The 23335-nt window shown below is 71.1% G+C and carries 20 protein-coding genes and 1 pseudogene; 9 read left to right on the forward strand and 12 right to left on the reverse strand.

Annotation, left to right across the window (positions count from 1 at the left end):
- Nucleotides 1–830 (forward strand): annotated as a pseudogene (locus tag ACWEBX_RS29780) (hypothetical protein); the annotation flags it as partial.
- A gap of 92 nt (nt 831–922) precedes the next feature.
- Here the strand turns inward: ACWEBX_RS29780 and lysS are convergent.
- On the reverse strand, nt 923–2665 hold the full coding sequence (gene lysS, locus ACWEBX_RS29785) for a lysine--tRNA ligase (protein WP_451887889.1): 1743 nt from the start codon (nt 2663–2665) through the stop codon (nt 923–925).
- A 162-nt stretch (nt 2666–2827) separates the two neighbouring features.
- Between lysS and argS the strand changes: the two genes are divergently transcribed.
- The 4 genes from argS (at nt 2828) to ACWEBX_RS29805 (ending at nt 7541) form a co-directional block, all read left to right on the forward strand.
- Nucleotides 2828–4600 carry an arginine--tRNA ligase gene (gene argS, locus ACWEBX_RS29790; protein ID WP_451887890.1) on the forward strand — a complete coding sequence of 591 codons (1773 nt, stop codon included), beginning with the start codon at nt 2828–2830 and terminating at the stop codon, nt 4598–4600.
- A gap of 79 nt (nt 4601–4679) precedes the next feature.
- A complete protein-coding gene (locus tag ACWEBX_RS29795; protein ID WP_451887891.1) occupies nt 4680–5558 on the forward strand; it encodes a DUF4253 domain-containing protein in 879 nt (292 codons plus the stop codon).
- A 167-nt stretch (nt 5559–5725) separates the two neighbouring features.
- Nucleotides 5726–6379: an RNA polymerase sigma factor gene (locus tag ACWEBX_RS29800; RefSeq protein WP_451887892.1), complete on the forward strand. Its 654-nt coding sequence runs from the start codon at nt 5726–5728 to the stop codon at nt 6377–6379.
- The gene (locus tag ACWEBX_RS29805; protein ID WP_451887893.1) at nt 6372–7541 is read left to right on the forward strand and encodes a CU044_5270 family protein; all 1170 of its coding nucleotides are present in this window, start codon (nt 6372–6374) and stop codon (nt 7539–7541) included. The genes ACWEBX_RS29800 and ACWEBX_RS29805 overlap by 8 nt, the downstream gene beginning before the upstream one ends.
- Here ACWEBX_RS29805 and ACWEBX_RS29810 read toward each other — a convergent pair.
- The 3 genes from ACWEBX_RS29810 to ACWEBX_RS29820 all read right to left on the reverse strand — a co-directional run bounded on the left by ACWEBX_RS29810 (nt 7471) and on the right by ACWEBX_RS29820 (nt 11191).
- On the reverse strand, nt 7471–8685 hold the full coding sequence (locus tag ACWEBX_RS29810) for an aminotransferase-like domain-containing protein (protein WP_451887894.1): 1215 nt from the start codon (nt 8683–8685) through the stop codon (nt 7471–7473). The two genes, ACWEBX_RS29805 and ACWEBX_RS29810, sit on opposite strands and share 71 nt — an antisense overlap.
- 187 nt (nt 8686–8872) lie before the next feature.
- Complete coding sequence (locus tag ACWEBX_RS29815; protein WP_451887895.1) at nt 8873–9775, reverse strand: SAM-dependent methyltransferase; 903 nt, start codon at nt 9773–9775, stop codon at nt 8873–8875.
- 75 nt (nt 9776–9850) lie between these two features.
- Nucleotides 9851–11191 (reverse strand): helix-turn-helix domain-containing protein, encoded by a 1341-nt coding sequence (locus tag ACWEBX_RS29820; protein ID WP_451887896.1) that lies wholly within the window; start codon nt 11189–11191, stop codon nt 9851–9853.
- A 236-nt stretch (nt 11192–11427) separates the two neighbouring features.
- Here ACWEBX_RS29820 and ACWEBX_RS29825 point away from each other — a divergent pair, with 236 nt between their 5' ends.
- Nucleotides 11428–12186 (forward strand): DUF4232 domain-containing protein, encoded by a 759-nt coding sequence (locus ACWEBX_RS29825; protein ID WP_451887897.1) that lies wholly within the window; start codon nt 11428–11430, stop codon nt 12184–12186.
- 42 nt (nt 12187–12228) lie between these two features.
- Here ACWEBX_RS29825 and hemB read toward each other — a convergent pair whose 3' ends face one another.
- The 3 genes from hemB to ACWEBX_RS29840 all read right to left on the reverse strand — a co-directional run bounded on the left by hemB (nt 12229) and on the right by ACWEBX_RS29840 (nt 15083).
- The gene (gene hemB / locus ACWEBX_RS29830; RefSeq protein WP_451887898.1) at nt 12229–13221 is read right to left on the reverse strand and encodes a porphobilinogen synthase; all 993 of its coding nucleotides are present in this window, start codon (nt 13219–13221) and stop codon (nt 12229–12231) included.
- A gap of 93 nt (nt 13222–13314) precedes the next feature.
- Nucleotides 13315–14361: a helix-turn-helix domain-containing protein gene (locus ACWEBX_RS29835; protein WP_451887899.1), complete on the reverse strand. Its 1047-nt coding sequence runs from the start codon at nt 14359–14361 to the stop codon at nt 13315–13317.
- A 287-nt stretch (nt 14362–14648) separates the two neighbouring features.
- Nucleotides 14649–15083 carry an ATP-binding protein gene (locus ACWEBX_RS29840; RefSeq protein ID WP_451887907.1) on the reverse strand — a complete coding sequence of 145 codons (435 nt, stop codon included), beginning with the start codon at nt 15081–15083 and terminating at the stop codon, nt 14649–14651.
- 118 nt (nt 15084–15201) lie between these two features.
- Between ACWEBX_RS29840 and ACWEBX_RS29845 the strand changes: the two genes are divergently transcribed.
- Together ACWEBX_RS29845 and ACWEBX_RS29850 are read left to right on the forward strand one after the other, a co-directional pair.
- Complete coding sequence (locus ACWEBX_RS29845; protein ID WP_451887908.1) at nt 15202–16044, forward strand: helix-turn-helix domain-containing protein; 843 nt, start codon at nt 15202–15204, stop codon at nt 16042–16044.
- Nucleotides 16035–16232, forward strand: a complete 198-nt coding sequence (locus ACWEBX_RS29850; protein ID WP_451887900.1) for a DUF397 domain-containing protein — start codon at nt 16035–16037, stop codon at nt 16230–16232. The genes ACWEBX_RS29845 and ACWEBX_RS29850 overlap by 10 nt, the downstream gene beginning before the upstream one ends.
- A gap of 67 nt (nt 16233–16299) precedes the next feature.
- On the opposite strand, the gene ACWEBX_RS29855 is transcribed toward ACWEBX_RS29850, so the two are convergent.
- The 5 genes from ACWEBX_RS29855 to ACWEBX_RS29875 form a co-directional block, all read right to left on the reverse strand.
- On the reverse strand, nt 16300–18003 hold the full coding sequence (locus ACWEBX_RS29855; RefSeq protein ID WP_451887901.1) for a uroporphyrinogen-III synthase: 1704 nt from the start codon (nt 18001–18003) through the stop codon (nt 16300–16302).
- Nucleotides 18000–18959, reverse strand: a complete 960-nt coding sequence (gene hemC / locus ACWEBX_RS29860; protein WP_451887902.1) for a hydroxymethylbilane synthase — start codon at nt 18957–18959, stop codon at nt 18000–18002. The genes ACWEBX_RS29855 and hemC overlap by 4 nt, the downstream gene beginning before the upstream one ends.
- Nucleotides 18956–20665 carry a glutamyl-tRNA reductase gene (locus tag ACWEBX_RS29865; RefSeq protein WP_451887903.1) on the reverse strand — a complete coding sequence of 570 codons (1710 nt, stop codon included), beginning with the start codon at nt 20663–20665 and terminating at the stop codon, nt 18956–18958. The genes hemC and ACWEBX_RS29865 overlap by 4 nt, the downstream gene beginning before the upstream one ends.
- Nucleotides 20662–21438, reverse strand: a complete 777-nt coding sequence (locus tag ACWEBX_RS29870) for a redox-sensing transcriptional repressor Rex (protein ID WP_451887904.1) — start codon at nt 21436–21438, stop codon at nt 20662–20664. The genes ACWEBX_RS29865 and ACWEBX_RS29870 overlap by 4 nt, the downstream gene beginning before the upstream one ends.
- Nucleotides 21439–21779: 341 nt before the next feature.
- Nucleotides 21780–22079 carry a glutaredoxin family protein gene (locus tag ACWEBX_RS29875; RefSeq protein WP_451887905.1) on the reverse strand — a complete coding sequence of 100 codons (300 nt, stop codon included), beginning with the start codon at nt 22077–22079 and terminating at the stop codon, nt 21780–21782.
- A gap of 186 nt (nt 22080–22265) precedes the next feature.
- Here ACWEBX_RS29875 and ACWEBX_RS29880 point away from each other — a divergent pair, with 186 nt between their 5' ends.
- Nucleotides 22266–23207, forward strand: coding sequence for an HAD family hydrolase (locus ACWEBX_RS29880; protein WP_451887906.1), 942 nt, complete (start codon nt 22266–22268; stop codon nt 23205–23207).
- Nucleotides 23208–23335 lie beyond the last annotated feature (128 nt).

Genomic DNA, 23335 nt, shown 5'->3' on the forward strand with positions numbered 1-23335 from the left:
TGCCCCTCGCGGAGACGGCCCCGGCGGGTCTCGCCGCGGCCGGCATCGAGCCCGCGGTGCTGCCGCCGGCGCCCGCGCCCGCCCCGGTTCAGGCGTCCGTCCCGGCCGCCGCCGCGGCGCCCGAGCCGTTGGAATTGGAGGCGAACGACGGCGCGCGGCAGCAGCCGCAGGCCGAATACGTTCAGCAGGGCCAGGGCCAGAGCCAGGGTCAGGGCCAGAGCCAGGGTCAGGGCCAGAATCAGGGACAGGGCCAGTACCAGGGACAGAGCCAGGGCCAGGGCCAGTTCCAAGGCCAAGGCCAGTACCCGGGCCAGGGACAGGGCCAGTACCAAGGCCAGGGCCAGTACCCGGGCGGCCAGGCGGGTGGGCCGGAGTCCAACCCGTGGTTCGCCACTCCCGACCCTCAGGAGATCCCGTACGACGGCGGCTACGACCCGCGGTACGCGGCCGCCGAGGCGCAGTACCAGCAGTGGTTCGCCGAGCAGGAGGCGCAGGCCTACGAGCCCGGCCCGGAGGAGACGGGCACGTTCCCGATCCCGGCGGGTCCAGGCCGTACGCGCCAGCTCGGTGAGGGCGGCGGTCCCGAGCAGCTTCCCATCCCGTCCCCGCGGGAGGAGCAGTCGCCGATCCTGGACGAGAAGGCCCAGGACGAGGCGTACTACCAGGTGTTCCGCCAGTCGATAGACGGCAGCTTCCCGACGCCGCGGGTGTTGGGCGACAACATCGAGGCCACCTACGGGACGGCGCTCAGCCCGAGCGCGCTGAAGAACCTGACGGACCGCTTCCAGAACCGTTTCAACGCGGAGCTGGAGGAGGACCACATCGCTTGAGCAGGAGGCACGTCGGCGCGTGAACGTGCCGGTGTACGAGGAAGGGGCGCCCGGTGATCACCGGGCGCCCCTTCCTCGTACAGCCGAGGCCGCTATGCGGAGAGCAGCTTGCGCACCCGGTCCTGTCCCACGGCCAGCAGCAGCGTGGGCAGACGCGGGCCGGTGTCGCGGCCGACGAGCAGGTGGTACAGCAGCGCGAAGAACGTGCGCTGGGCGACCTTGATCTCGGCGGGGAGTTCCTTGGCGGTCGCGTCGGCGGGGAAGCCCGCCTGGACCTTGGGAACGCCGTAGACGAGGTGGGTGAGGCCGTCCAGGGACCAGTTCGCCTCCAGTCCGTCGAGGAGCAGGCGCAGCGACTCGCGGCCCTGGTCGTCGAGGGACTTCAGGAGCTCGGCGTCGGGCTCGTCGCGGACGACGGTGCGCTCCTCGGCGGGGACCTGGGTGTTGATCCAGGTCTCGGCCTTGTCGAGGCGGGGCCGGACCTCGTCCAGGGACGCGAGCGGGTTCTCGGGGTCGAGTTCGCTCAGGATGCGCAGGGTCTGGTCCTCGGCGCCGGCGGTGATGTCGGCGACGGAGGCGAGGGTGCGGTACGCCATGGGGCGGGGGGTCGGGGGCAGCTCCCCGGCGGCGGTGCCGACGGCACGGCTGTACGCGGCGGCGTCGGCCGGGAGGACCGAGCCGTCGGCGACCTTGCCGGCGAGCTTGTCCCACTCGTCGTAGAGCCGCTGGATCTCCTGGTCGAAGGCGATCTTGAAGGACTGGTTGGGGCGGCGGCGGGCGTAGAGCCAGCGCAGGAGCTGCGGCTCCATGATCTGGAGCGCGTCGGACGCGGTCGGGACCCCGCCCTTGCTGCTGGACATCTTGGCCATGCCGGAGATGCCGACGAAGGCGTACATCGGGCCGATGGGCTGCTTGCCGCCGAAGATCCCGACGATCTGGCCGCCGACCTGGAAGGAGGATCCCGGGGAGGAGTGGTCGACGCCGCTGGGCTCGAAGATCACGCCTTCGTAGGCCCAGCGCATGGGCCAGTCGACCTTCCAGACCAGCTTGCCGCGGTTGAACTCGCTGAGGAGGACGGTCTCGGCGAAGCCGCAGGCGGAGCAGGTGTACGACAGCTCGGTCGTCGTGTCGTCGTAGGCGGTGACGGTGGTCAGGTCCTTCTCGCACTGCCCGCAGTAGGGCTTGTACGGGTAGTACCCGGAGGTGGAGCTGCCGTCGTCCTCGGCGGCGGCGCCGGAGCCCTCGGCCGCCTCCAGCTCGGCCTCGTCGACCGGCTTCTGGCCCTGCTGCTTCTTGGCGGGGGCCTTCTTGGTGCGGTACTGGTCGAGGATCGCGTCGATGTCGCCGCGGTGCTTCATCGCGAACAGGACCTGCTCGCGGTAGGTGCCCGCGGTGTACTGCTCGGTCTGGCTGATGCCGTCGTACTCGACGCCGAGCTCGGCCAGGGCGTCGGTCATGGCGGCCTTGAAGTGCTCGGCCCAGTTCGGGTAGGAGGAGCCGGCGGGGGCCGGGACGGAGGTCAGCGGCTTGCCGATGTGCTCGGCCCAGGAGTCGTCGATGCCCGCTACGCCGTTCGGAACCTTGCGGTAGCGGTCGTAGTCGTCCCAGGAGATCAGGTGGCGCACGGTGTGGCCGCGGCGGCGGATCTCGTCGGCGACGAGGTGCGGGGTCATGACCTCGCGGAGGTTGCCGAGGTGGATCGGGCCGGACGGGGAGAGGCCGGACGCGACGACAACAGGTTTGCCCGGGGCCCGGCGCTCCGACTCCTCGATGACCTCATCCGCGAAACGGGAGACCCAGTCGGTGGTCTCGGAGCTCTGAGCCACGATCGGCACGTCCTTCTTCCTCAAACGCGAGTACGGCTGACGCGACCATTCTCCCAGCTCGGACCTCAACCGCGAAAACGGCTTTTCACCGCGTGGGATACTGGCTTTCCTTGTACTCAGAGTCTGTGTCCTCAGAGTCTGCGGAACCCGAGCAGAAACGGCAGCCACTCCATGGCCTCGGTCACGTCCCTCACCGCTTCCGTCCATCAGCGCCTCGCGGACGCCCTCTCGGCAGCTCTGCCGGAGGCCGGTTCCGCGGACCCGCTGCTGCGCCGAAGCGACCGGGCCGATTTCCAGGCCAACGGGATCCTGGCCCTCGCCAAGAAGGCGAAGGCGAACCCGCGGGAGCTGGCGACCGAGGTGGTGGCCCGGGTCGAGCCGGGTGACGTGATCAAGGACATCGAGGTCTCCGGGCCCGGCTTCCTGAACATCACGATCACCGACCGGGCGATCGTGTCGAACCTGGCGGAGCGGTACGCGGACGGCGAGCGCCTCGGTGTGCCCCTCGCGGAGAACCCGGGCACGACGGTGATCGACTACGCGCAGCCGAACGTGGCGAAGGAGATGCACGTCGGGCATCTGCGGTCCGCGGTGATCGGTGACGCGGTGGTGCAGATCCTGGAGTTCACGGGCGAGTCCGTCGTGCGCCGGCACCACATCGGCGACTGGGGCACGCAGTTCGGCATGCTCATCCAGTACCTGATCGAGCACCCGCACGAGCTGGACCACAAGGGCGAGGCGGAGGTCTCCGGCGAGGAGGCCATGTCGAACCTGAACCGGCTCTACAAGGCGGCGCGGACGCTCTTCGACTCCGACGAGGAGTTCAAGACGCGGGCGCGGCGCCGGGTGGTGGACCTCCAGGCGGGTGAGCCCGAGACGCTGGCCATGTGGCAGAAGTTCGTGGACGAGTCGAAGATCTACTTCTACTCGGTCTTCGACAAGCTGGACATGGAGATCCGGGACCCGGACGTGGTCGGCGAGTCCGGCTACAACGACATGCTGGACGAGACGTGCCGGCTCCTGGAGGAGTCGGGCGTCGCGGTCCGCTCCGAGGGTGCCCTGTGCGTCTTCTTCGACGACGTGAAGGGCCCGGACGGCAACCCGGTGCCGCTGATCGTGAAGAAGTCGGACGGCGGCTACGGCTACGCGGCCACCGACCTGTCGGCGATCCGCGACCGGGTCTTCAACCTGAAGGCCGACAGCCTGATCTACGTCGTGGACGCCCGGCAGTCCCTGCATTTCAAGATGGTCTTCGAGACCGCGCGCAGGGCCGGCTGGCTGAACGACGACGTCAAGGCCCACCAGCTCGCGTTCGGCACGGTGCTGGGCAAGGACGGCAAGCCGTTCAAGACCCGTGAGGGCGAGACGGTCCGGCTGGTCGACCTGCTCGACGAGGCGATCGACCGGGCGACGACTGTCGTGCGGGAGAAGGCCGAGAAGGTGGGCCTGAGCGAGCGGGAGATCGAGGAGAACGGCCGGTACGTCGGCATCGGCGCCGTGAAGTACGCGGACCTGTCCACCTCGGCGGTGCGGGACTACAAGTTCGACCTGGACCAGATGGTCTCGCTGAACGGTGACACGTCCGTGTACCTCCAGTACGCGTACGCCCGTATCCGGTCGATCTTCGGCAAGGCGGGCGACCGGGCGCCGCTGGCCCACCCGGAGCTCGAACTGGCCCCGGCGGAGCGGGCGCTGGGTCTGCACCTGGACCGGTTCGGGGAGACGCTGGACGAGGTCGCCGCCGAGTACGCCCCGCACAAGCTGGCCGCGTATCTGTACCAACTGGCCTCGCTGTACACGACGTTCTACGACCAGTGCCCGGTCATCAAGCCGGCGCCGGCCCAAGAGGTGGCGGAGAACCGCCTGTTCCTCTGCGACCTGACGGCGCGCACGCTCCACCAGGGCATGGCCCTGCTGGGCATCAGGACGCCCGAGCGGCTCTGACACGCCTGTCGCGGGCCCCGTCCTTCCGAGGAGGACGGGGCCCGCGGCGTTGTCAGTACCTGCCCCTACAGTCACCGGCATGGCGACTCTTCCCAATCCGCTGCCGCGGCTGGCGGCAGACCCGAGTGGGCGCACGCTCGGGCTTCAGCTCCCCGCCGGGAGACTCATCGACACGACCCACGGCGGGACGTGGCACGAGCCGCTGCTGTGGCATGCCGAGGACCAAGCGGTTCCCGGCGGCTGGGCGGTCCTGACCGCCGCCCGGACCGCGGGGCTGCTGCCGGTGCTGCTGGACGTGGGCGGCCCGCAGAACGGCCCGGAGGACTGGGAGTTGATGCCCGACGCGATGTCGTATCCCGGGGATCACGACGCCGAGGAGGTGCTGGCGGAGTTCTGGGAGGAGTACGCGGCGGACGCATCCGACCCGGACCAGGACTACCCCGGCAAGGAGAAGGTCGTCGAGGTCTTCGGGGAGCAGCCGGCGTTCGACGAGACGATCGCGCCGTACGGGCCCGTCTGGCCGGGCCAGGCCGCCGCGACCCCGCTCGACGCGGATCCGGACGCCCGTGCGGCCGAGATCGCCGACGCCCTGGCGCAGTCCGGCTCCTGGCTGAAGCAGGCCCGGCTCGCCCTGGTTCCGGCGCGCCGCAGCGCGGACATCCCGGCGGCGCTCGGCTGGGCGGGTCCTCTGAACTACGAGAACGACGTGGCGCGTCTGTGTGCCGTGCTCCGCTCGTGGGAGGACCGCTTCGGGATACGTGTGGTGGCCCTGACCTTCGACCAGTTGGTGGTGTCCGTCGCGGCGCCGCCGACGACCGTGGCGGAGGCCGAGGCGGTCGCCGCCGAGCACTTCGCCTTCTGCCCGGACAACATCACCCAGGGCCACCACACGACCCTGCGCGAGTACGCCGAGCAGGAGGTGCTGAACGAGCGGGTGTGGTCCTTCTGGTGGGACTGACCGGTTCGTCCGGCCGTCGGGAAATTCCTCGGTCCGAAACGGGAACTCGAAAGCGGGCTTCGGCGGACAACGGGTGACCCTGCCCCCTCTTCGAGGAGATCCATGAGCCTGAGAGGCGACCGATGACCGTCTCACCGAGCGTCGGAGTCCACCGTCCACCCAGGGCCTTGGCCACCGGCACCGGCTCGGACTCCGGTGCCGGTGTGGGCACGGGCGCGGACGGCGACTCCGACGCCTCGGTGATCGAGCGGTCCTGGGACGAACCCGATGTGTTCGCCGAGCTGTTCCACCGCTACGCCGACGACATCCACCGGTACGCGGCCAGGCGGCTCGGCACCGAGGCGGCCGACGATCTGATGGCCGAGACCTTCGTGATCGCCTTCCAGCGGCGCCGCCGTTACGACCTGTCGAAGCCGCACGCGCGCCCTTGGCTGTACGGCATCGTCACGCGTCTGATCGGCGGGCACCGGCGGGCCGAGGCACGGCGTCTGCGGGCGCTGTCGCGGGTTGTCTCCACGGCTCCCGCCGACGAGGGCGGCGGCGAGCCGCTGGCGGAGCGGGTGGCCGCCCGGATCAGTGCCGAGAGCACGCGCGGCGCCCTGTCGGCGGCCCTGGCGAAGCTGCCCGCGCGCCACCGGGACGTCCTGCTGGTGATCGCCTGGGGAGACCTCGACTACGCGGAGGCCGCCGAGGCCCTGGGCATACCGGTGGGCACGGTGCGCTCACGGCTGCACCGGGCCCGGAAGAAGCTGCGCGAAGCACTCGGCGGGTCGGATCCCACAGCCTTTCGAGAGGAACAGGAGGAACCCTGCCGTGGATGACCTCAGCCTTGTACGCGACCTCGCGGCCGAGCAGGCCGCACCGACCGACCGGGCGCGGGCCGTCGCCTTCGCCCGGCTGCAGACCGCCATCGGCGAGGAGACCCGCGACGGGAGCGGAGCCCTCGCGCGGCAGCGTCCGCTGTCCCGGCGGCTGGTGTTCCGCGCGGCGATCGCGGCCACCGGCACCGCGGCGGTGGCCGGCACGACGCTCCTCGCCGTCCGCGCCGGGGGACCGCAGTTGACCGCGCTCAACGCCGCCCAGGTGCTGCGCAGGGCCGCGGACCAGTCGCGTGCGGACGACAACGGTATGCCGATCCCTCGCGACGACCAGTACATGTACTCGAAGGAGATCACCCATCGGACCTACGACCGGCGCGGGCGGAAGATGCGGCTCGTCGACGAGTGCTGGTTGTCGGTGGACGGCTCCAAGACCACCCGGTACATCTACAACGGCAGGATCCAGGACGACCCGCCGCTGACCAAGCACCAGATGCAGTCGATCCCCCTCCAGTACGCGAAGCTGAAGAAGTGGCCGACCGACCCCGACGAACTCCTCAAGTGGTTCCGGGGCGGCGGGGACCCTGCGAAGGATCCGCATCTGGACATGGGGGCGTACTTTGAAGCGTGCATGTTCCTGCGGGGTCCCCGGGTCCTGCCTCCGGGATTGCGGGCCGCCGCGTTCGAGGCCCTCTCGAAGATGACCGCCATCAGGATCGACCATGACCGGGTGAACGCGCTCGGCCGGCACGGCATAGGGATCTCCTACCCCAAGACGTCGATAGGTTTCGTCTTCGACTCGAAGACCTACGCCTACCTCGGGATATTCGAGCGGGGAATCTCGGAGAAGAACGGGAGGTTCTCGCAGGTCAGAGGCGTCGTGGTGCAAGGGGTGGTGGACAGGATCGGCCAGCGGCCGGCCGGCCGGGACGCGGTACGGACGACTCCCTCCACCTCCGCGACCCCGTCCCCGAGCGACGCGGCCCCGTCCACGTCCCCCGGTTCCGCGACCCCGTCTGCTGCCTCCCCGTCCCCTACCTCGGCAACCCCGACCCCGTCTCCTACCTCGGCAGCCCCGTCCGCCACCCCGTCCCCTACTTCTCCTCCCGCAACCCCGTCCCCAGCCTCCTCAACCCCTCGGCAATCTCCTCCGGCGTCTGGGTGACGAAGCACAGGCGCAGGGTCGACGGTTCCGGGGTGCCCGCGTAGAAGGGCGCGCCGGGGACGTAGGCCACGCCCTGGTCCACCACCGTGCGGAGCAGGGCCGTGGTGTCGTAGGGCTCGGGGAGGCGGGCCCACAGGAACATGCCGCCTTCCGGGCGGGTCCAGGTGGATCCGCCCGGGAGGGCGGCGGCAATGCCCGCGAGCATGGCGTCACGCCGTTCGCGGTAGACGGCCGCGACCTGGGCCACGTGGGAGTCCAGGTCGCGGTCGGCCAAGTAGCGGGCGGCGGCGAGCTGGTTGACGGTCGGGGTGTGCAGATCGGCGGCCTGCTTGGCGACGGCGCAGGCGCGCCGCAGGGCCGCGGGTGCCCGCAGCCAGCCCAGCCGCAGGCCGGGTGCCATCACCTTGGAGAAGGAGCCGAGGAGGACCGTGCGGTCCTCGGCGCCGTCGTGGGAGGCGATCCACGGGACCCGCTCGCCCTCGAAGCGCAGCTCTCCGTACGGGTCGTCCTCGACGATCCACAGGCCGTGCGCGGCGGCGGCGCGGGCGACGGCGGCCCGTCTGTCGGCCGGCAGGGTGCGTCCGGTCGGGTTCTGGAAGGTGGGGACGGTGTAGAGCAGCTTCGGACGCTCGCGGGTCACGAGTTCACCGAGGGCGTCGGGGTCGAGGCCGTCGTCGTCGCCCGGCACGGCCAGGACGCGCGCTCCCGCGAAGGCGAACGCCTGAAGTGCCGCCAGATAGCAGGGACTTTCGACCAGGACGGTGTCGCCGGGTTCGAGCAGGGCGGTGGCGAGCAGCGACAGGGCCTGCTGCGAGCCGGTGGTGACGAGGAGGTCGTCCGGCCCGGTGGGCAGTCCGCGGGCGCTCGTGCGGTCGGCGAGGGCCGTCCGCAGCGAGGGTTCGCCCTCGGTCGTCGAGTACTGCAGGGCCCGTTCGGGTTCCTCGGCGAGGACGTCCCGGAACGCGGCCGCGATGCCGTCCGCGTCGAACAGTTCCGGAGCGGGCAGCCCGCCCGCGAAGTTGATCACCTCGGGGCGTGCGGTGACCGCGAGGATGTCCCGTACCGGCGAACCGCCGATCGCGGTGGCTCTCGCGGCGAGCGGGGGCACGGGTGCGGTCGTGGCGGCGGGTTCGGTGACGGTCACGGTGACGGCTCCTTCTCCTTGGGACGGTCCCTCGGGGGACGGTGCCCTCGGGGACGACGTCCTTGCGGGCGGCGCTTGCGGGCGACCCCGTCGTACCGGGGCCGCCCCCGACCGACCCTAGGCAGGTGCATGGCCTCTACACCCGCCGGTTCCGCGATGCGGACGGATCACAACTCGCCCATGACGCCTAGGGCTTGACGCCCGTGGCGACGTACACGTTGATGTCCGCGTCCGTGACGTCGTTGATGTCGAGGTAGCGGACCTTGTCGACGGCGTCGAGCGTGGCGAGGAAGGCGGATTCGGCGGTCTCGGGGGCCGGGGTGCCGCCGTCGGGGCACCAGTGGTGGGCGGGGACGATGCCGGGTTCGTCCAGGACCAGGCCGTTGTCGGTGAAGAAGCGCTCGACCTCCGCCTTCGAGCGCAGGACGAAGGTGAATCCCCGCTCGGTGAAGGTCCGTTGGACGGCACGGATGTTCTCCGCGTTCAGGTCCTCGGTAAGGTGGCTCAGGACCAGCCGGCTGCCGGACGGCAGCGCGTCGACGAGCCCGCGCACGATGGGGTAGGCATCCGCGTCCTCGACGAAGTGCAGGATGGCGACCAGGACCAGGGCGACGGGTTGCGCGAAGTCGAGGGTCTCGGCGGCCTGTTCGAGGATCTGCTTGGGTTCCTTGAGGTCCGCGTCGATGTAGTCCGTACGGCCCTCGGGTCCGCTGGTGAGCAGGGCGCGCGCGTGGGCCAGGACCACCGGGTCGTTGTCGACGTACACGACCCGCGCGTCCGGGGTGATCCGCTGGGCGATCTGGTGGACGTTCTCCTGGGTGGGCAGTCCGGTGCCGATGTCCAGGAACTGCCGTATGCCGTCCTCCGCAGCGAGGGTGGTCACGGCGCGGCGCAGGAAGTCGCGGTTGTGCCGGACGTCGAGGTAGCCGCGCGGGTTCGCGGCGAGCGCGGCGGCGGCCGCGTTCCGGTCGACGGGGTAGTTGTCCTTGCCGCCGAGGAGGACGTCGTAGACCCGGGCGGGGTGCGCCTTGGTGGTGTCGATCCTCCTTCTCAGCTCGGCGGGGTCCTGGCTGAGGGCGTCACCGGACATGGGGCATCTCCCTGGAGTGTCGCGTCACCTGACGGCCAACAACCTAACCCCTGACGGGACTTGATGGTGCCGTCATCACCCGGCGGAAGCCGGTACCCATTCGCTGCCGCCGAGCGGATGGTCGTACGCCGGCCGTCCCACGTTCCCGCTCGTACGAAACGGCTTCCCGTGGTCGTCGACGCGCACCGTGCCGCTCCGGGTCCCGCTGGACCAGTCGAGTTCCAGGTACCAACTCACGTCGTGCGCCCGCGCGTCGGCGAACACGTAGAAGACCTCGGGGTCCGACTCGCTGACCTTGTACGGGAAATCCCGCTGTCCGCCTTTGAGCCCGGTCACGGGCCGCCCCGCGTCGAGGTCCACGGTGAAGGACTTCGTCTCCACACCGCCGCCGCAGCCCACGCCCATCGTGTAGTCGTTCCAGGCGAGCGGCGCGCCCTTCTGCACCACCCGCACGTGCAGCGCCTCCAGGACGACGGTCGCCCTGCCGGTGCCCTGGACCGTCAGCGCGAGCATCTGCTCACCGCTCGCGACGCCGCCGAGCGCGGTGACCCAGCCGCGGGCGTCCGGCTCGTTCGGCGGCGGAGGCACCTGCGGGGCGTCCCGGTTCACCAAGTAGTGCTGGCTGCACGGGCCGTCCCACTTGTACGGGTTCGCCACGACGGTCGGCGCTTCGGCACCTTCCCCGCCCTTGCCTGCCGCACCGTCGTCGGCAGCGCCTTGCTCGCCGACGGCCCCGGCGATCGTCGAACCGGACGGCCGAGGGCGGGCGCCGCGCGACGGGGAGGCCGAGGCGGACCCGTGGTGCGCGCCGGGTGTCGCACCGGTCGGGCTCGTGTGCGGGGCGGACGGGACGCCGAGGGCGACGGCCTTCCCCTTGGTGTCGTCCTCGCCGCCGGACCCGAACCGCGCGGTCAGCGCGGTGGACACGACCGCGGCCGCCACGACGGCCCCGGCTCCGGCGAGCACCACGGCCCGGCGGCTCCACCGCACCGGCACCGAAGCGGCGGCGTCCCGCCCCGGCTTCCGCCCGACACCGGTCCCACCCGCGTCCCCATCCCCATCCCCGTCCCCGGACTCGGAACCCGGACCGTCCCCGGACTCGGAACCCGGACCGTCCCCGGACTCGGGACCCGGACCGTTCCCCGCATCGGAACCCGACTCAGCTCTGTTCGCCTGTCCCCGCAGCACGTCCGCGAGGACCCATCGCCGGTGCAGCTCGACGAGCTCCTCGGGAGTGGCCCGGCAGGCGCGCGCGAGCCGCTCCACGGGCGCGTAGTCCGTCGGTACGGCATCCCCGTTGACGTACCGGTGCAACGTCGACGTACTCACGTGCAGCCGTTTGGCGAGCGCCCCGTAACTGAGCCCGGACCGCTCCTTCAGCTCCCCCAGCAGGCCCGCGAACTCGTTCCCCGCCACCCGTTCCTCCATCCCCCGTGTTCCGGGCCGGTGTTCCAGGGGCATGTCATTCCCCCAGGTCAGACCCGATGCGGGCGTTCCGGCGTCCCGTATCCGCCGCCGGTTGTGGCGGCCGGGACGCATCACCGCCCAAGCTGTGGCCATCCAAGCACGCCGCCCTCCCCGACCGGCCGGGCGGCAGTGCCATCAGGACATCCACACCCACACCCACAGCGATATCCACAGGGGGATCACCCATGTCCGCACGCACCACCCGCACCCGACTGCTCGCCGCCACGACGGTCGCTCTCGCAGCGCTCGCCCTCTCGGCATGCGACGACGGCAAGGGCGTACGCAGCGAGGGTCCGAGCGGAGGCTCGTCCGCCGCGTCCGGGGCCTCGGCACGGCAGAGCGCACCGGCGGCCGGCGCGGGGACGACGACGAAGCCCGCGGACACGGGCACCGCGGGCTCGACGGGCGGTTCGAACGCGAAGGGGAACGGCTCCACGAGCGGCTCCGACGCCGGTTCCACCGGAGGGTCGGCAGGCGGCTCGACCGGAAAGAACGGCACCGGTTCCGAGAGCGGTTCGCCCGCGAAGACGGGCACGAGGAACGTGGCCTGCGACGGCTCCGACACCAGGACCACCGCGACCGTCGTGTCCCGTCCCCTCAACCATCTGCTGCTCACCGTCACCAACACGGGCACGCGCGACTGCGACCTGACGGGCTATCCGATGGCCCGCTTCGGTGAGGCCCAGGCCGTTCCACCGGTCGCGGAGGAGACGCACCCCCAGGCGGTCGTCACGCTCGCTCCCGGCGAGTCGGGCTACGCGGGTGTGCTGCTGTCGGCCGCCGACGGCAGCGGGGGCAACGGCTACACGGCCAAGACCCTGGAGATCAACTTCGACCGGGGCCGCTCCACGACGGCGGCCCTGCCCGCGGAGGGCGTCCACGTCGACGACCGGCTCACGGTGACGTACTGGCAGCAGACCCTGGACGACGCGCTCGGGTACTGAGCGAGCCCGGTTCCGGCGAAGGCCGCCGGAACCGGCCCGGCGTCAGCGCAGGTTCCGGGCCACCTCGGTCGCCCAGTACGTGAGGATGTTCTGCGCGCCGGCGCGCTTGATGCCGGTGAGGGATTCCAGGATCGCCCGGTCGCGGTCGATCCAGCCCTTCTCCGCGGCGGCCTCGATCATCGAGTACTCGCCGGAGATCTGGTAGGCGACGACCGGCAGGTCGGACGCGTCGGCGACGCGGGCGAGGATGTCGAGGTAGGGACCGGCGGGCTTCACCATCACCATGTCGGCGCCCTCCTCCAGGTCCAGCGCCAGCTCCCGCAGCGACTCCCGCGCGTTCGCCGGATCCTGCTGGTACGTCTTGCGGTCGCCCCTCAGGGACGAGCCGACAGCCTCGCGGAACGGACCGTAGAAGGCGGAGGCGTACTTGACGGTGTAGGCGAGGACGGCGACGTCCTCGCGGCCGATCTGGTCGAGGGCGTCACGGATGACACCGATCTGGCCGTCCATCATCCCGCTGGGGCCCACGACATGGGCGCCCGCGTCGGCCTGCACCTGGGCCATCTCGGCGTACCGCTCCAGGGTCGCGTCGTTGTCGACCCGGCCCTGGTCGTCCAGGACACCGCAGTGACCGTGGTCGGTGGTCTCGTCGAGGCACAGGTCGGACATCACGAGCAGCTCGTCGCCGACCTCGGCACGAACATCGCGCAGGGCGACCTGGAGGATGCCGTCCGGGTCGGTGCCGGGCGTCCCGACGGCGTCCTTCTTCGCGTCCTCGGGAACACCGAACAGCATGATTCCGGAGACCCCGGCCTCCAGCGCCTCGACGGCAGCCTTCTTCAGGCTGTCCCGCGTGTGCTGCACGACCCCGGGCATCGAGCTGATCGGCACCGGCTCGCTGACACCCTCACGGACGAACGCGGGGAGGATGAAATCGGCGGGGTGCAGCCGGGTCTCGGCGACCATCCGGCGCATGACGGGCGTGGTGCGCAGCCGCCGGGGACGCGTACCGGGGAAGGATCCGTACTTCGTCATGCCGTCTACGCTACGCCCGTCACGGGGGCCCCTTTACCGACTCGGCGTCGGAGCCCGAAGGGCCCCGGATGGCCCCGGATCCGGTCGGGAGACTCAGGCGAGCACTACCGCGGACGCCGGAGCCATGGGGGCTTTCCCTGGCCGGGCCGCGCGACAGTCCCGGCACCAGGCTCCGTGGAACGGGGCCCGGAAGGCCCTGTTGCAGCCGCCTTCGCAGTCGGCCATGGCGGATGGACGGGGCAGCAGCCGGCTAAGGGACGGATCGACCTCGCCTGCCCCCGGCAGGGGAGGCATCGCCGGTGGCAGCAGGTCCAGCAGGCGGTTGCGGAGGAAGCCCGCCGGGTGCCGCACGTGGAGGGGAAGGCCGTCGGTCAGGGCGTGGATCACCGACGCTCTGCCGAGACCGTTCTCGAACCAGGCGACGACCAGGGGAGCCAGCCGCCGCACCTCCCGCCCGGACAGGGTCAGCCGGATGTCGGTCCGGCGCAGCCCGGTGAGCAGGGCCTCCGCCTTGCACCGGTGCTCACCGAGGGGCGGTCCCGGATCGGGGGCTGCCGGCACGGAGGACTCGGCAGACTCGGTGTCGGTGGCCGGTGCGCCGACGTGTGCGGCGTCGGGCGCCGTGACCGGCCGGAGCACGGCACCGGAGGGCGAACCGCCGGAGGCGGGGAGGTCCGGGGATACGAGGTCCGGGGGCGGCGGAGGCGTCGTCAGCGGGGGCACCAGGGCCGGGGCGGCGGTCGTTTCCGGCTCCGCCTCCCGCCGGGCCCGGGTGAGTGCGGGCGCGTGGTACGCGAACGTCCGCGTGACCATTCGCCCGGAGGGGAGCCGTTCCCGCACCCGTTCGACATAGCCATGCGCCTCCAACTCCCGTAGTGTGCAGGCGATCCGGGCCCGTCCCTCGGGGAACCACTCGGCGAGGCTGCGGATGTCGACCCGCGCGCCCTCGGGCAGCGACAGGATGTGCACGGCGATCCCGATCGCGGTCGCCGAGAGCCCTCGGTGCTGGGCGAGGTGGTTGCCGACGATCGTGTACCGGTCGGGCTGGAACTCACGTACGTGCGTGACACCGGAGTGCGTGGCGTTGCGCCGTACTCCCTGACTCGGGCGCAGGGCATCGATAAGCTTGGACACAGCCATGGGGAAGGGTGCTTGCCTTCTCGTTTGGTCAGGCCCTCGCACTGGGATTGCAGTCCCTGCGGGGGCCGAAGCATGTGTGGGATGTGAAGTCGTGGACTTGTCTGCGGCGAGCGTGCACGTCCGGACCGTCCACGCGCCAGCCACAGCAGCCGAGTTCACCCGCCCGTGTGACGTGGGCGGGTTTGGTCGGTGGGTGGGTTCTCTCCCCGGATTCTTGGGTTTTTTATCGCCCGCCGCCCCGGCCCACACGCCACCGAAGGACACGTCGCCGGGCTTCGGTTCCAGGGTCACCGGCACGGCCCGAGATCGAGTTCCGCCCACACCGTCTTGCACGGCACCGGTCCTGATCGCACACCCCAGCGGTCCGCGAACTCCTCCACGAGCAGCAGCCCGTAGCCGGACTCGGCCTGCCCGGCGGCAGCGGCCCGCACCCGCGCCGGCCACCGTTCACCCCGGGCGTCGGCGACCTCCACGCACAGTGTCCGGGGAGCACGGACGGACAGAGTGAGACGGAAACTCCGGCCGGGGACCCTGCCGTGCAGGACCGCGTTCGCGGCGAGTTCGGCGACGACGAGCCGGGCCGGATCCAACGGCAGCCCCCAGTCGTGCAGTTGCTCGGCCGCGAGCAGCCGGGCGAGACGGGCACCGCGCCGAGTGGCGGAGAGCGGCACCGAGAAGTGGTGGAGCGGAGCGTGCACAGTTCGCCGATTCACGTCACTCAGCGTGTTCTTGCGTACGTAATCTGTGAAGGGTGGCAGCCCGTGCGGACGGTGTCTGTCCGGGTGGCGTCCGGTTCTGTCCGGGCTGTACGGGGTGACCGGGAGCGGAGGGACAACGAACGTGAGCGGGTGGGACGCGGGGCTGGAGGACGACGAAGAGGCCGGGGCCGTGATGAGGACCGTCCAGCGTCAGCTCAAGCTGTGGCGCGAGTCGGCCGGCCTCACCCAGGCCGAGTTCGGGGCGGCCATCGGGTACGGGGAGGAGCTGGTCTCCTCCGTGGAACGGGGGCGGCGCATCCCCCGGCCCGAGTATCTGGACCGCGCGGACGAGATCCTCTCGGCGGGCGGCCGACTCGCGGCCCTGAAGGAGGACTTGGCGGAGGTCCGCTACCCGAAGAAGGTGCGGGACCTGAAGAGGCTGGAGGCCGAGGCGATCGAGCTCTGCGCGTACAACAACTCCGTGATTCATGGGTTGTTGCAGACCGAGGAGTACGCGAAATCGGTGTTCGGCGCGCGCCGACCGCCGTTCAGCTCGGACGAGCTGGAGCAGAGGCTGGCAGCCCGGGTGTCCCGCCAGAGGATCGTCGACGGCACGGTGGCCCGTCCGTCCTTCAGCTTCGTCCAGTGCGAGTCGACTCTCCGGCGGCCCATCGGAGGAAGCGCTGTCATGCGGCGCCAGCTCGAAAGCCTGTTGGAGATCGCCGAGTTCAGGAACATCGACCTCCAAGTGCTCCCTCTCGGTCGCGAGGTGAACTCCGGGCTGGCCGGTTCCTTCAGGCTCCTCAGACTCAAGGACGGCGGCACCGTCGGGCACGTCGAAGTGCAGCACATCAGCCGCGTGATCACCGACCCGAAAGAGGTTCAACTGCTCGACATGCGCTATGGGACCATCCGGGCACAAGCTCTCGACCCACGAGAGTCAACAGCCTTCATCGAGAGAGTGCTTGGAGAGACATGCCCCTGAAGCCCTGCAGCGAAGCGAGCATCGCACCGGAGTGGATAAGGAGCAGCTACAGCACGGACGAGGGCCCCGACTGCGTCGAAGTGGCCGCCCGCCCGGACGGGATCCTCGTCCGGGATTCCAAGAACCCCGACGGCCCCCGCCTCGGTCTCACCCGGGGTGCCTGGGCGGCCTTTACGCCGTCCGTCTGACCGGGCGTACAACGAAGAAACGCCCCGCCGTCTCCCGGAGGAGGCGGCGGGGCGTTGCTCACCTGGTTCAGGTGGTCCGGCGTCTGCGCGAGCCAGGCCGGCGCTCGCTCGGGCGGGTCACCGGGTCGCCCGCGTCCAGTGCGGCCGCACGGCGGCGCAGGCCGAAGTCGGCCAGTGCCTCCGCCAGCTTGTGCACCGAGGGCTCGGGAGCCATCACGTCGACCCGCAGCCCGTGCTCCTCGGCCGTCTTGGCCGTGGCGGGACCGATACAGGCGATCACCGTCACGTTGTGCGGCTTGCCCGCGATGCCGACCAGGTTGCGGACCGTGGAGGACGACGTGAAGAGCACGGCGTCGAAGCCGCCGCCCTTGATCGCCTCACGGGTGTCCGCCGGCGGCGGCGACGCGCGCACGGTGCGGTACGCCGTGACGTCGTCGACCTCCCAGCCCAGCTCGATGAGCCCGGCGACGAGGGTCTCCGTGGCGATGTCGGCACGGGGCAGGAAGACACGGTCGATCGGGTCGAAGACCGGGTCGTAGGGCGGCCAGTCCTCCAGGAGGCCCGCGGCCGACTGTTCACCGCTCGGCACCAGGTCCGGCTTCACGCCGAAGGCGACGAGCGCGTTCGCGGTCTGCTCGCCGACCGCGGCGACCTTGATGCCCGCGAAGGCACGCGCGTCGAGGCCGTACTCCTCGAACTTCTCCCGGACCGCCTTGACGGCGTTGACCGAGGTGAAGGCGATCCACTCGTAGCGGCCCGTGACCAGGCCCTTGACCGCGCGCTCCATCTGCTGGGGCGTGCGCGGAGGCTCGACGGCGATCGTCGGCACCTCGTAGGGCACGGCCCCGTACGACCGAAGCTGGTCGGAGAGCGACGCCGCCTGCTCCTTCGTCCGTGGCACGAGCACCTTCCAGCCGAACAGCGGCTTGGACTCGAACCACGACAACTGGTCGCGCTGGGCGGCTGCGGAACGCTCACCGACCACGGCTATCACCGGGCGCCCGCCGTCCGGGGACGGCAGCACCTTCGCCTGCTTCAGCGTCTGCGCGATCGTGCCGAGGGTGGCCGACCAGGTGCGCTGGCGGGTCGTCGTACCGGCGATCGTCACGGACAGCGGGGTGTCGGGCTTGCGGCCGGAGGCCACCAGCTCACCCGCGGCCGCGGCCACCGAGTCGAGCGTCGCCGACACCACGACGGTGCCGTCGGAGGCGCCGACCTCGGTCCAGCAGCGGTTCGACGCGGTCCGCGCGTCGACGAACCGTACGTCCGCGCCCTGCGCGTCCCGCAGCGGCACACCCGCGTAGGCGGGCACACCGACGGCGGCCGCGATACCGGGCACCACCTCGAACGGAACGCCCGCGGCGACGCAGGCCAGCATCTCCTCGGCGGCGTACGTGTCGAGGCCGGGGTCACCGGACACCGCACGCACGACCCGCTTGCCGCCCCGCGCGGCCGTCATGACAAGATTGGCAGCGTCCCTCGACGCGGGGTCACCAACGGTTGTTGACGCGCTGTCAACAACCGTCAGCTGAGGCGTGCCTGTGCCCTGGTACGGAACCGGCGAAGTGTCCGGATCCGTGTTCAGAACGGCGACGCCTTGTCTGGCGTGAACGCGCACCACGTCGAGCACGTCGTGCTCGGCGACGAGGACGTCCGCGTTCGCCAGCGCCTCCACGGCGCGCAGTGTCAGTAGCCCTGGATCTCCGGGTCCGGCACCCAGGAAGGTGACGTGCCCGTGGACCGGACCGGCGGGAAGGTTGGTGGGGCTCACAGTGCTCGCTCCCCCATCAGACCGGCCGCGCCCTTGGCAAGCATCTCGGCGGCGAGTTCACGGCCGAGCGACATCGCCTGGTCGTGTGTCTCGGGCACGGGACCGGTGGTGGACAGCTGCACCAGCGTCGAGCCGTCGGTCGTACCGACGACGCCACGCAGGCGCATCTCCTTGACAATCTGCCCGTCGGCCAGAAGATCGGCGTACGCGCCCACGGGGGCGCTGCAGCCGGCTTCCAGGGCGGCAAGCAGGGATCGCTCGGCGGTCACGGCGGCCCGGGTGTACGGGTCGTCGAGCTCGGCGAGCGCGGCGACGAGGTCCGTGTTGTCCGCGGCACACTCGATCGCCAGGGCCCCCTGGCCGGGGGCGGGCAGGACGGTGTCGACCGGCAGGAAGTCGGTGACCTCGTCGATGCGGCCGATCCGGTTGAGTCCGGCGGCGGCGAGCACGACGGCGTCGAGCTCCCCGGCGTGGACGTACCCGATTCGGGTGTCGACATTGCCCCGGATGGCGACCGTCTCGATCGACATGCCGTGGCTGCGCGCGTACGCGTTGAGCTGGGCCATGCGGCGCGACGAACCGGTGCCGACGCGCGCGCCGTCCGGAAGCTGCTCGAAGGTCAGCCCGTCGCGGGCCACGAGCACGTCACGGACGTCCTCGCGCACCGGCACGGCGGCCAGTGCTAGACCCTCGGGCTGCGCGGTCGGCAGATCCTTGAGGGAGTGCACGGCGAAGTCGACCTCGCCGCGCACCAGTGCCTCCCGCAGCGCGGTCACGAAGACGCCCGTGCCGCCGATCTGCGCGAGGCTCTCGCGGGAAACATCGCCGTACGTCGTGATCTCAACGAGCTCGACTGGCCGTCCGGTCACCCGGCTCACGGCGTCCGCCACCTGCCCGGACTGGGCCATGGCGAGTTTGCTTCGCCTGGTCCCCAGCCTCAAAGCCTGCTCACTCATGCTCGCCCTCGGTTCTTGGCGTTCTCGGTGTTGTTCTCGGCCCGCGAGACGGCGGCGACCGTCTCCGGGTCCAGGTCGAACAGGGTCCGCAGCGCGTCCGCGTACCCGGCACCGCCGGGCTCGGCGGCGAGTTGCTTGACCCGTACGGTCGGCGCGTGCAGCAGCTTGTCCACGACGCGCCGCACGGTCTGGGTGATCTCGCCGCGCTGCTTGTCGTCGAGGTCCGGCAGCCGTCCGTCCAGGCGCGTGATCTCGTTCGCGACGACGTCGGCGGCCATGGCGCGCAGCGCGACCACGGTGGGGGTGATGTGCGCGGCCCGCTGGGCGGCGCCGAACGCGGCCACCTCGTCGGCGACGATCCGGCGCACCTGGTCCACGTCGGCGGCCATCGGCGCGTCCGCGGAGGCCTCGGCGAGCGTCTCCAGGTCGACGAACCGCACGCCGAGCAGCCGGTGCGCGGCCGCGTCGATGTCACGGGGCATCGCGAGGTCGAGCAGCGCGAGCACCGGCGCGGGGCGCGGCGCCTCGGCGACGGGTTCGGGCCTGCGGCGCTCGGGGATCCGGCCGGCGGTCGCCGCGGTGGCGGCCAGCACGGCGATGAGGTCGGCGTCGGCCTCGGCGTCCTCGGCGGGCGTACGACGGCTGTCGCGGCGCTCGACGGTTCCGGTGCCCTTGTCCACCCAGGCCGCGTGCTGCTCCAGGGTGGCCGCGTCGATACCGGCGACGGCGGCCTCGCCCATGACGGAGAAGCCGGTGGCGCCCTGCACGGCGGACAGGTCCAGCGGGCAGGCGTCCTCGGCACCGGCGGGCGCGGGGTGACCGGCCGGGCCGGCCGCCGTCTCGCGCAGTGCCGCGGGCGTTCCCGTACGTCCTTCGACGGCGGCCGCGACGGTCTCGGCCGTCAGGACGAGTCCGGTGGCCCCGGTGCAGGAGACAGCGATGTCGGCACGTGTCAGCTCGACCGGCACCGAGTCCATCGGTACCGCGCGGGCCAGCACGTCCGTGTCGTCGCCGCCGGTGAGGATCTCGGCGAGCCGCTCGGCGCGTTCGGGGGTGCGGTTGGCGATCACGATCTCGCCGACGCCGACGCGCGCGAGCGTCGCGGCGGCCAGCGAGGACATCGAGCCCGCGCCGATGACGAGGGCCTTCTTGTCCTTGGCCCACGCCTCGACGGGCCGTCCGGCGGAGAGCTGCTCCAGGCCGAAGGTGACCAGGGACTGTCCGGCCCGGTCGATCCCGGTCTCGGAGTGGGCGCGCTTGCCGACCCGCAGGGCCTGCTGGAACAGGTCGTTCAGGAGGCGGCCCGCGGTGTGCAGTTCCTGCGCGGTGGCGAGCGCGTCCTTGATCTGGCCGAGGATCTGGCCCTCGCCGACGACCATCGAGTCGAGGCCGCAGGCCACCGAGAAGAGGTGGTGGACGGCCCGGTCCTCGTAGTGCACGTACAGGTGGGGGGTGAGCTCCTCCAGGCCTACGCCGCTGTGCTGGGCGAGAAGCGTGGACAGCTCGGCGACGCCCGCGTGGAACTTGTCCACGTCGGCGTACAGCTCGATGCGGTTGCAGGTGGCGAGCACCGCACCCTCGGTGGCGGGCTCGGCGGCGAGGGTGTCCTGGAGCAGCTTGACCTGCGCGTCCGCGGACAGCGCGGCCCGTTCGAGGACGCTGACCGGAGCGCTGCGGTGGCTCAGCCCGACGACGAGGAGACTCATGCCGGCATCACCGCTGGGAGGTCCCCGTCGGGCCCCTTGCCGTCGTTGCCCCGCTCGGCCGGGGCGCTGGCGGCCTGGGCGCTGGCGGCCTGGGCCTGGGCCTCGGCCTCCTCGCCGGCCTTGCGCTGCTCGTGGAACGCGAGGATCTGCAGCTCGATCGAGAGATCGACCTTGCGCACGTCGACGCCGTCCGGGACGGTCAGGACGGTCGGCGCGAAGTTCAGGATGGAGGTCACTCCGGCGGCGACCAGGCGGTCGCAGACGGGCTGGGCGGCCCCGGCCGGGGTGGCGATGACACCGATCGAGACACCGTTCTCGTCGATGATCTTTTCCAGCTCGTCCGTGTGCTGCACCGGGATCCCGGCGACGGGCTTGCCGGCCATCGCGGGATCGGCGTCGATGAGCGCCGCCACACGGAATCCGCGCGAGGCGAACCCTCCGTAGTTGGCCAGTGCCGCGCCGAGGTTGCCGATACCGACGATCACAACCGGCCAGTCCTGGGTCAGGCCCAGTTCACGGGAGATCTGGTACACGAGATACTCGACGTCGTACCCCACACCGCGCGTTCCGTAGGAACCGAGGTAGGAGAAGTCCTTGCGAAGCTTCGCGGAGTTGACCCCCGCGGCGGCCGCGAGCTCCTCGGAGGAGACCGTGGGCACCGAGCGCTCCGACAGTGCGGTGAGGGCTCGGAGGTACAGCGGAAGCCGGGCGACCGTGGCCTCGGGAATTCCTCGGCTGCGGGTCGCCGGTCGGTGAGTTCGGCCAGTTGCCACGGTGCTCCTGCGGGTAGAGCGGGGCTGCAGGCGGTCACACGTCCCCAGACCGCCCCGTCGAATGCAGGCTATGTCTTTGTGAACGCGTGCACAAAGATGGTGTCCGATTTGCCCACCCAACGTGACCGGGGTCACGCGTGCCCGGCACGCCGGTATGCAACCGGCACGCGGACGACTCCGCTCCGCACACGAAGGGGGCAAAACCGCACACTCTCCTCAACGAATCCCGCCCCCGAGACCAATCGCCGTCGATCCTAGGCGACTTTCCGGACGCTTTGGACTGCTCAGGCAGGTCACAAGTCGGGTACATCACGAGCACCCCCGGCCCCATCGGGCACAGCTCACCCCGTGAGGGCTTTGCGAAGGCGTTCCTCGTTCACGCGCCAGAAGGTGTGCTGTGCGCCGTCCACCAGGACGACCGGGATCTGCTCCCAGTACTGGCGGTGCAGCTCCTCGTCCTCGGTGATGTCCTTCCCTTCCCAGGGCACCCCGAGATCGGCACACACCTTCTCGATCACCTCCTGTGCGTCATCACACAGATGGCATCCGGGCTTCCTGATCAGCGTGACCAGGTGATCCGCGGGCGCCTTCGTCTCCGTACGGCGGTCGCTGCGCCGGAAGATGGGACTCATACGCGCCATTCTCCCGCCCCGGACGCCTCGGGGGGCACCCCCCGGCTCGGCACGCGGCGGCAAGGCCTGCGCCGGTCCGACGCGCCGCGGGTGCGGTGCGCGGGAGCGCTCGTTTAACGGCATGGCCGCGGAGAGTTCACAGCACCGAATCCTGTCGACTCCGGAAGCGCCGAACAGACTGGCTATGCTCACGACATGGCCGCTCTCGGATGGCTCACTCCCCGTAGGCGCTCCGCGACCGCGCGGAGCGTGTTGGCAGGCGAAGCCTCGGCTGAGGCAGCGCGCAAGTCCTCGCAGGAACTGCAGGAACTGGAAGAACTGGCGCCACCGGACGCCGAGGAGGAACCCGACTTCCCGGTGCTCGGCGACGACAAGGCCGCCGCGTTCTTCGATCTCGACAACACCGTGATGCAGGGTGCCGCCCTCTTCCACTTCGGACGCGGGCTGTACAAGCGGAAGTTCTTCGAGACCCGCGACCTCGCGAAGTTCGCCTGGCAGCAGGCGTGGTTCAGGCTGGCCGGAGTCGAGGACCCCGAGCACATGCAGGAAGCGCGTGACTCCGCGCTGTCCATCGTGAAGGGCCACCGGGTCTCCGAGCTGATGTCGATCGGCGAGGAGATCTACGACGAGTACATGGCCGAGCGGATCTGGCCCGGGACCCGGGCGCTCGCCCAGGCGCACCTGGACGCCGGCCAGAAGGTGTGGCTCGTCACGGCGGCGCCGGTGGAGATCGCCACGGTGATCGCGCGGCGGCTCGGGCTCACGGGTGCGCTGGGGACCGTCGCGGAATCGGTGGACGGGATCTACACCGGCAAACTGGTCGGCGAGCCCCTGCACGGTCCGGCGAAGGCGGAGGCCGTACGGGCCCTGGCGTCCGCGGAGAGCCTGGACCTGTCGCGCTGCGCGGCGTACAGCGACTCGCACAACGACATTCCGATGCTCTCGCTGGTCGGACATCCGTACGCGATCAACCCGGACTCGAAGCTGCGCAGGCACGCGCGGGACTTCGACTGGCGGCTGCGGGACTATCGCACCGCGCGCAAAGCCGCGAAGGTCGGGATTCCCGCCGCGGCCGGGGTCGGGGCGGTGGCCGGTGGCACGGCGGCGGCGATCGCGCTGCACCGGCGGCGCCGGTAGTTCGCCTCTGGCGTCCGCGGTTCGGGTTCAGCTCCGGTGGGTGGGTCGGGGCCGTGCCGGTGCATCAGCCCGTCGCCGTTGGGTGAGGGATGGGCGTCGGTGGCGACGGGCATCGATGTACCGGGATC

The organism is Streptomyces sp. NPDC005070, from assembly GCF_053600395.1.

Bases quoted from the DNA above. Each gene is read 5' to 3' on its own strand.
- argS (WP_451887890.1), top strand. From the start codon at position 2,828: ATGGCCTCGGTCACGTCCCTCACCGCTTCCGTCCATCAGCGCCTCGCG.
- ACWEBX_RS29795 (WP_451887891.1), top strand. From the start codon at position 4,680: ATGGCGACTCTTCCCAATCCGCTGCCGCGGCTGGCGGCAGACCCGAGT.
- ACWEBX_RS29815 (WP_451887895.1), bottom strand. From the start codon at position 9,775: ATGTCCGGTGACGCCCTCAGCCAGGACCCCGCCGAGCTGAGAAGGAGG.
- ACWEBX_RS29825 (WP_451887897.1), top strand. From the start codon at position 11,428: ATGTCCGCACGCACCACCCGCACCCGACTGCTCGCCGCCACGACGGTC.
- hemB (WP_451887898.1), bottom strand. From the start codon at position 13,221: ATGACGAAGTACGGATCCTTCCCCGGTACGCGTCCCCGGCGGCTGCGC.
- ACWEBX_RS29835 (WP_451887899.1), bottom strand. From the start codon at position 14,361: ATGGCTGTGTCCAAGCTTATCGATGCCCTGCGCCCGAGTCAGGGAGTA.
- ACWEBX_RS29850 (WP_451887900.1), top strand. From the start codon at position 16,035: ATGCCCCTGAAGCCCTGCAGCGAAGCGAGCATCGCACCGGAGTGGATA.
- hemC (WP_451887902.1), bottom strand. From the start codon at position 18,959: ATGAGTGAGCAGGCTTTGAGGCTGGGGACCAGGCGAAGCAAACTCGCC.
- ACWEBX_RS29865 (WP_451887903.1), bottom strand. From the start codon at position 20,665: ATGAGTCTCCTCGTCGTCGGGCTGAGCCACCGCAGCGCTCCGGTCAGC.
- ACWEBX_RS29875 (WP_451887905.1), bottom strand. From the start codon at position 22,079: ATGGCGCGTATGAGTCCCATCTTCCGGCGCAGCGACCGCCGTACGGAG.
- ACWEBX_RS29880 (WP_451887906.1), top strand. From the start codon at position 22,266: ATGGCCGCTCTCGGATGGCTCACTCCCCGTAGGCGCTCCGCGACCGCG.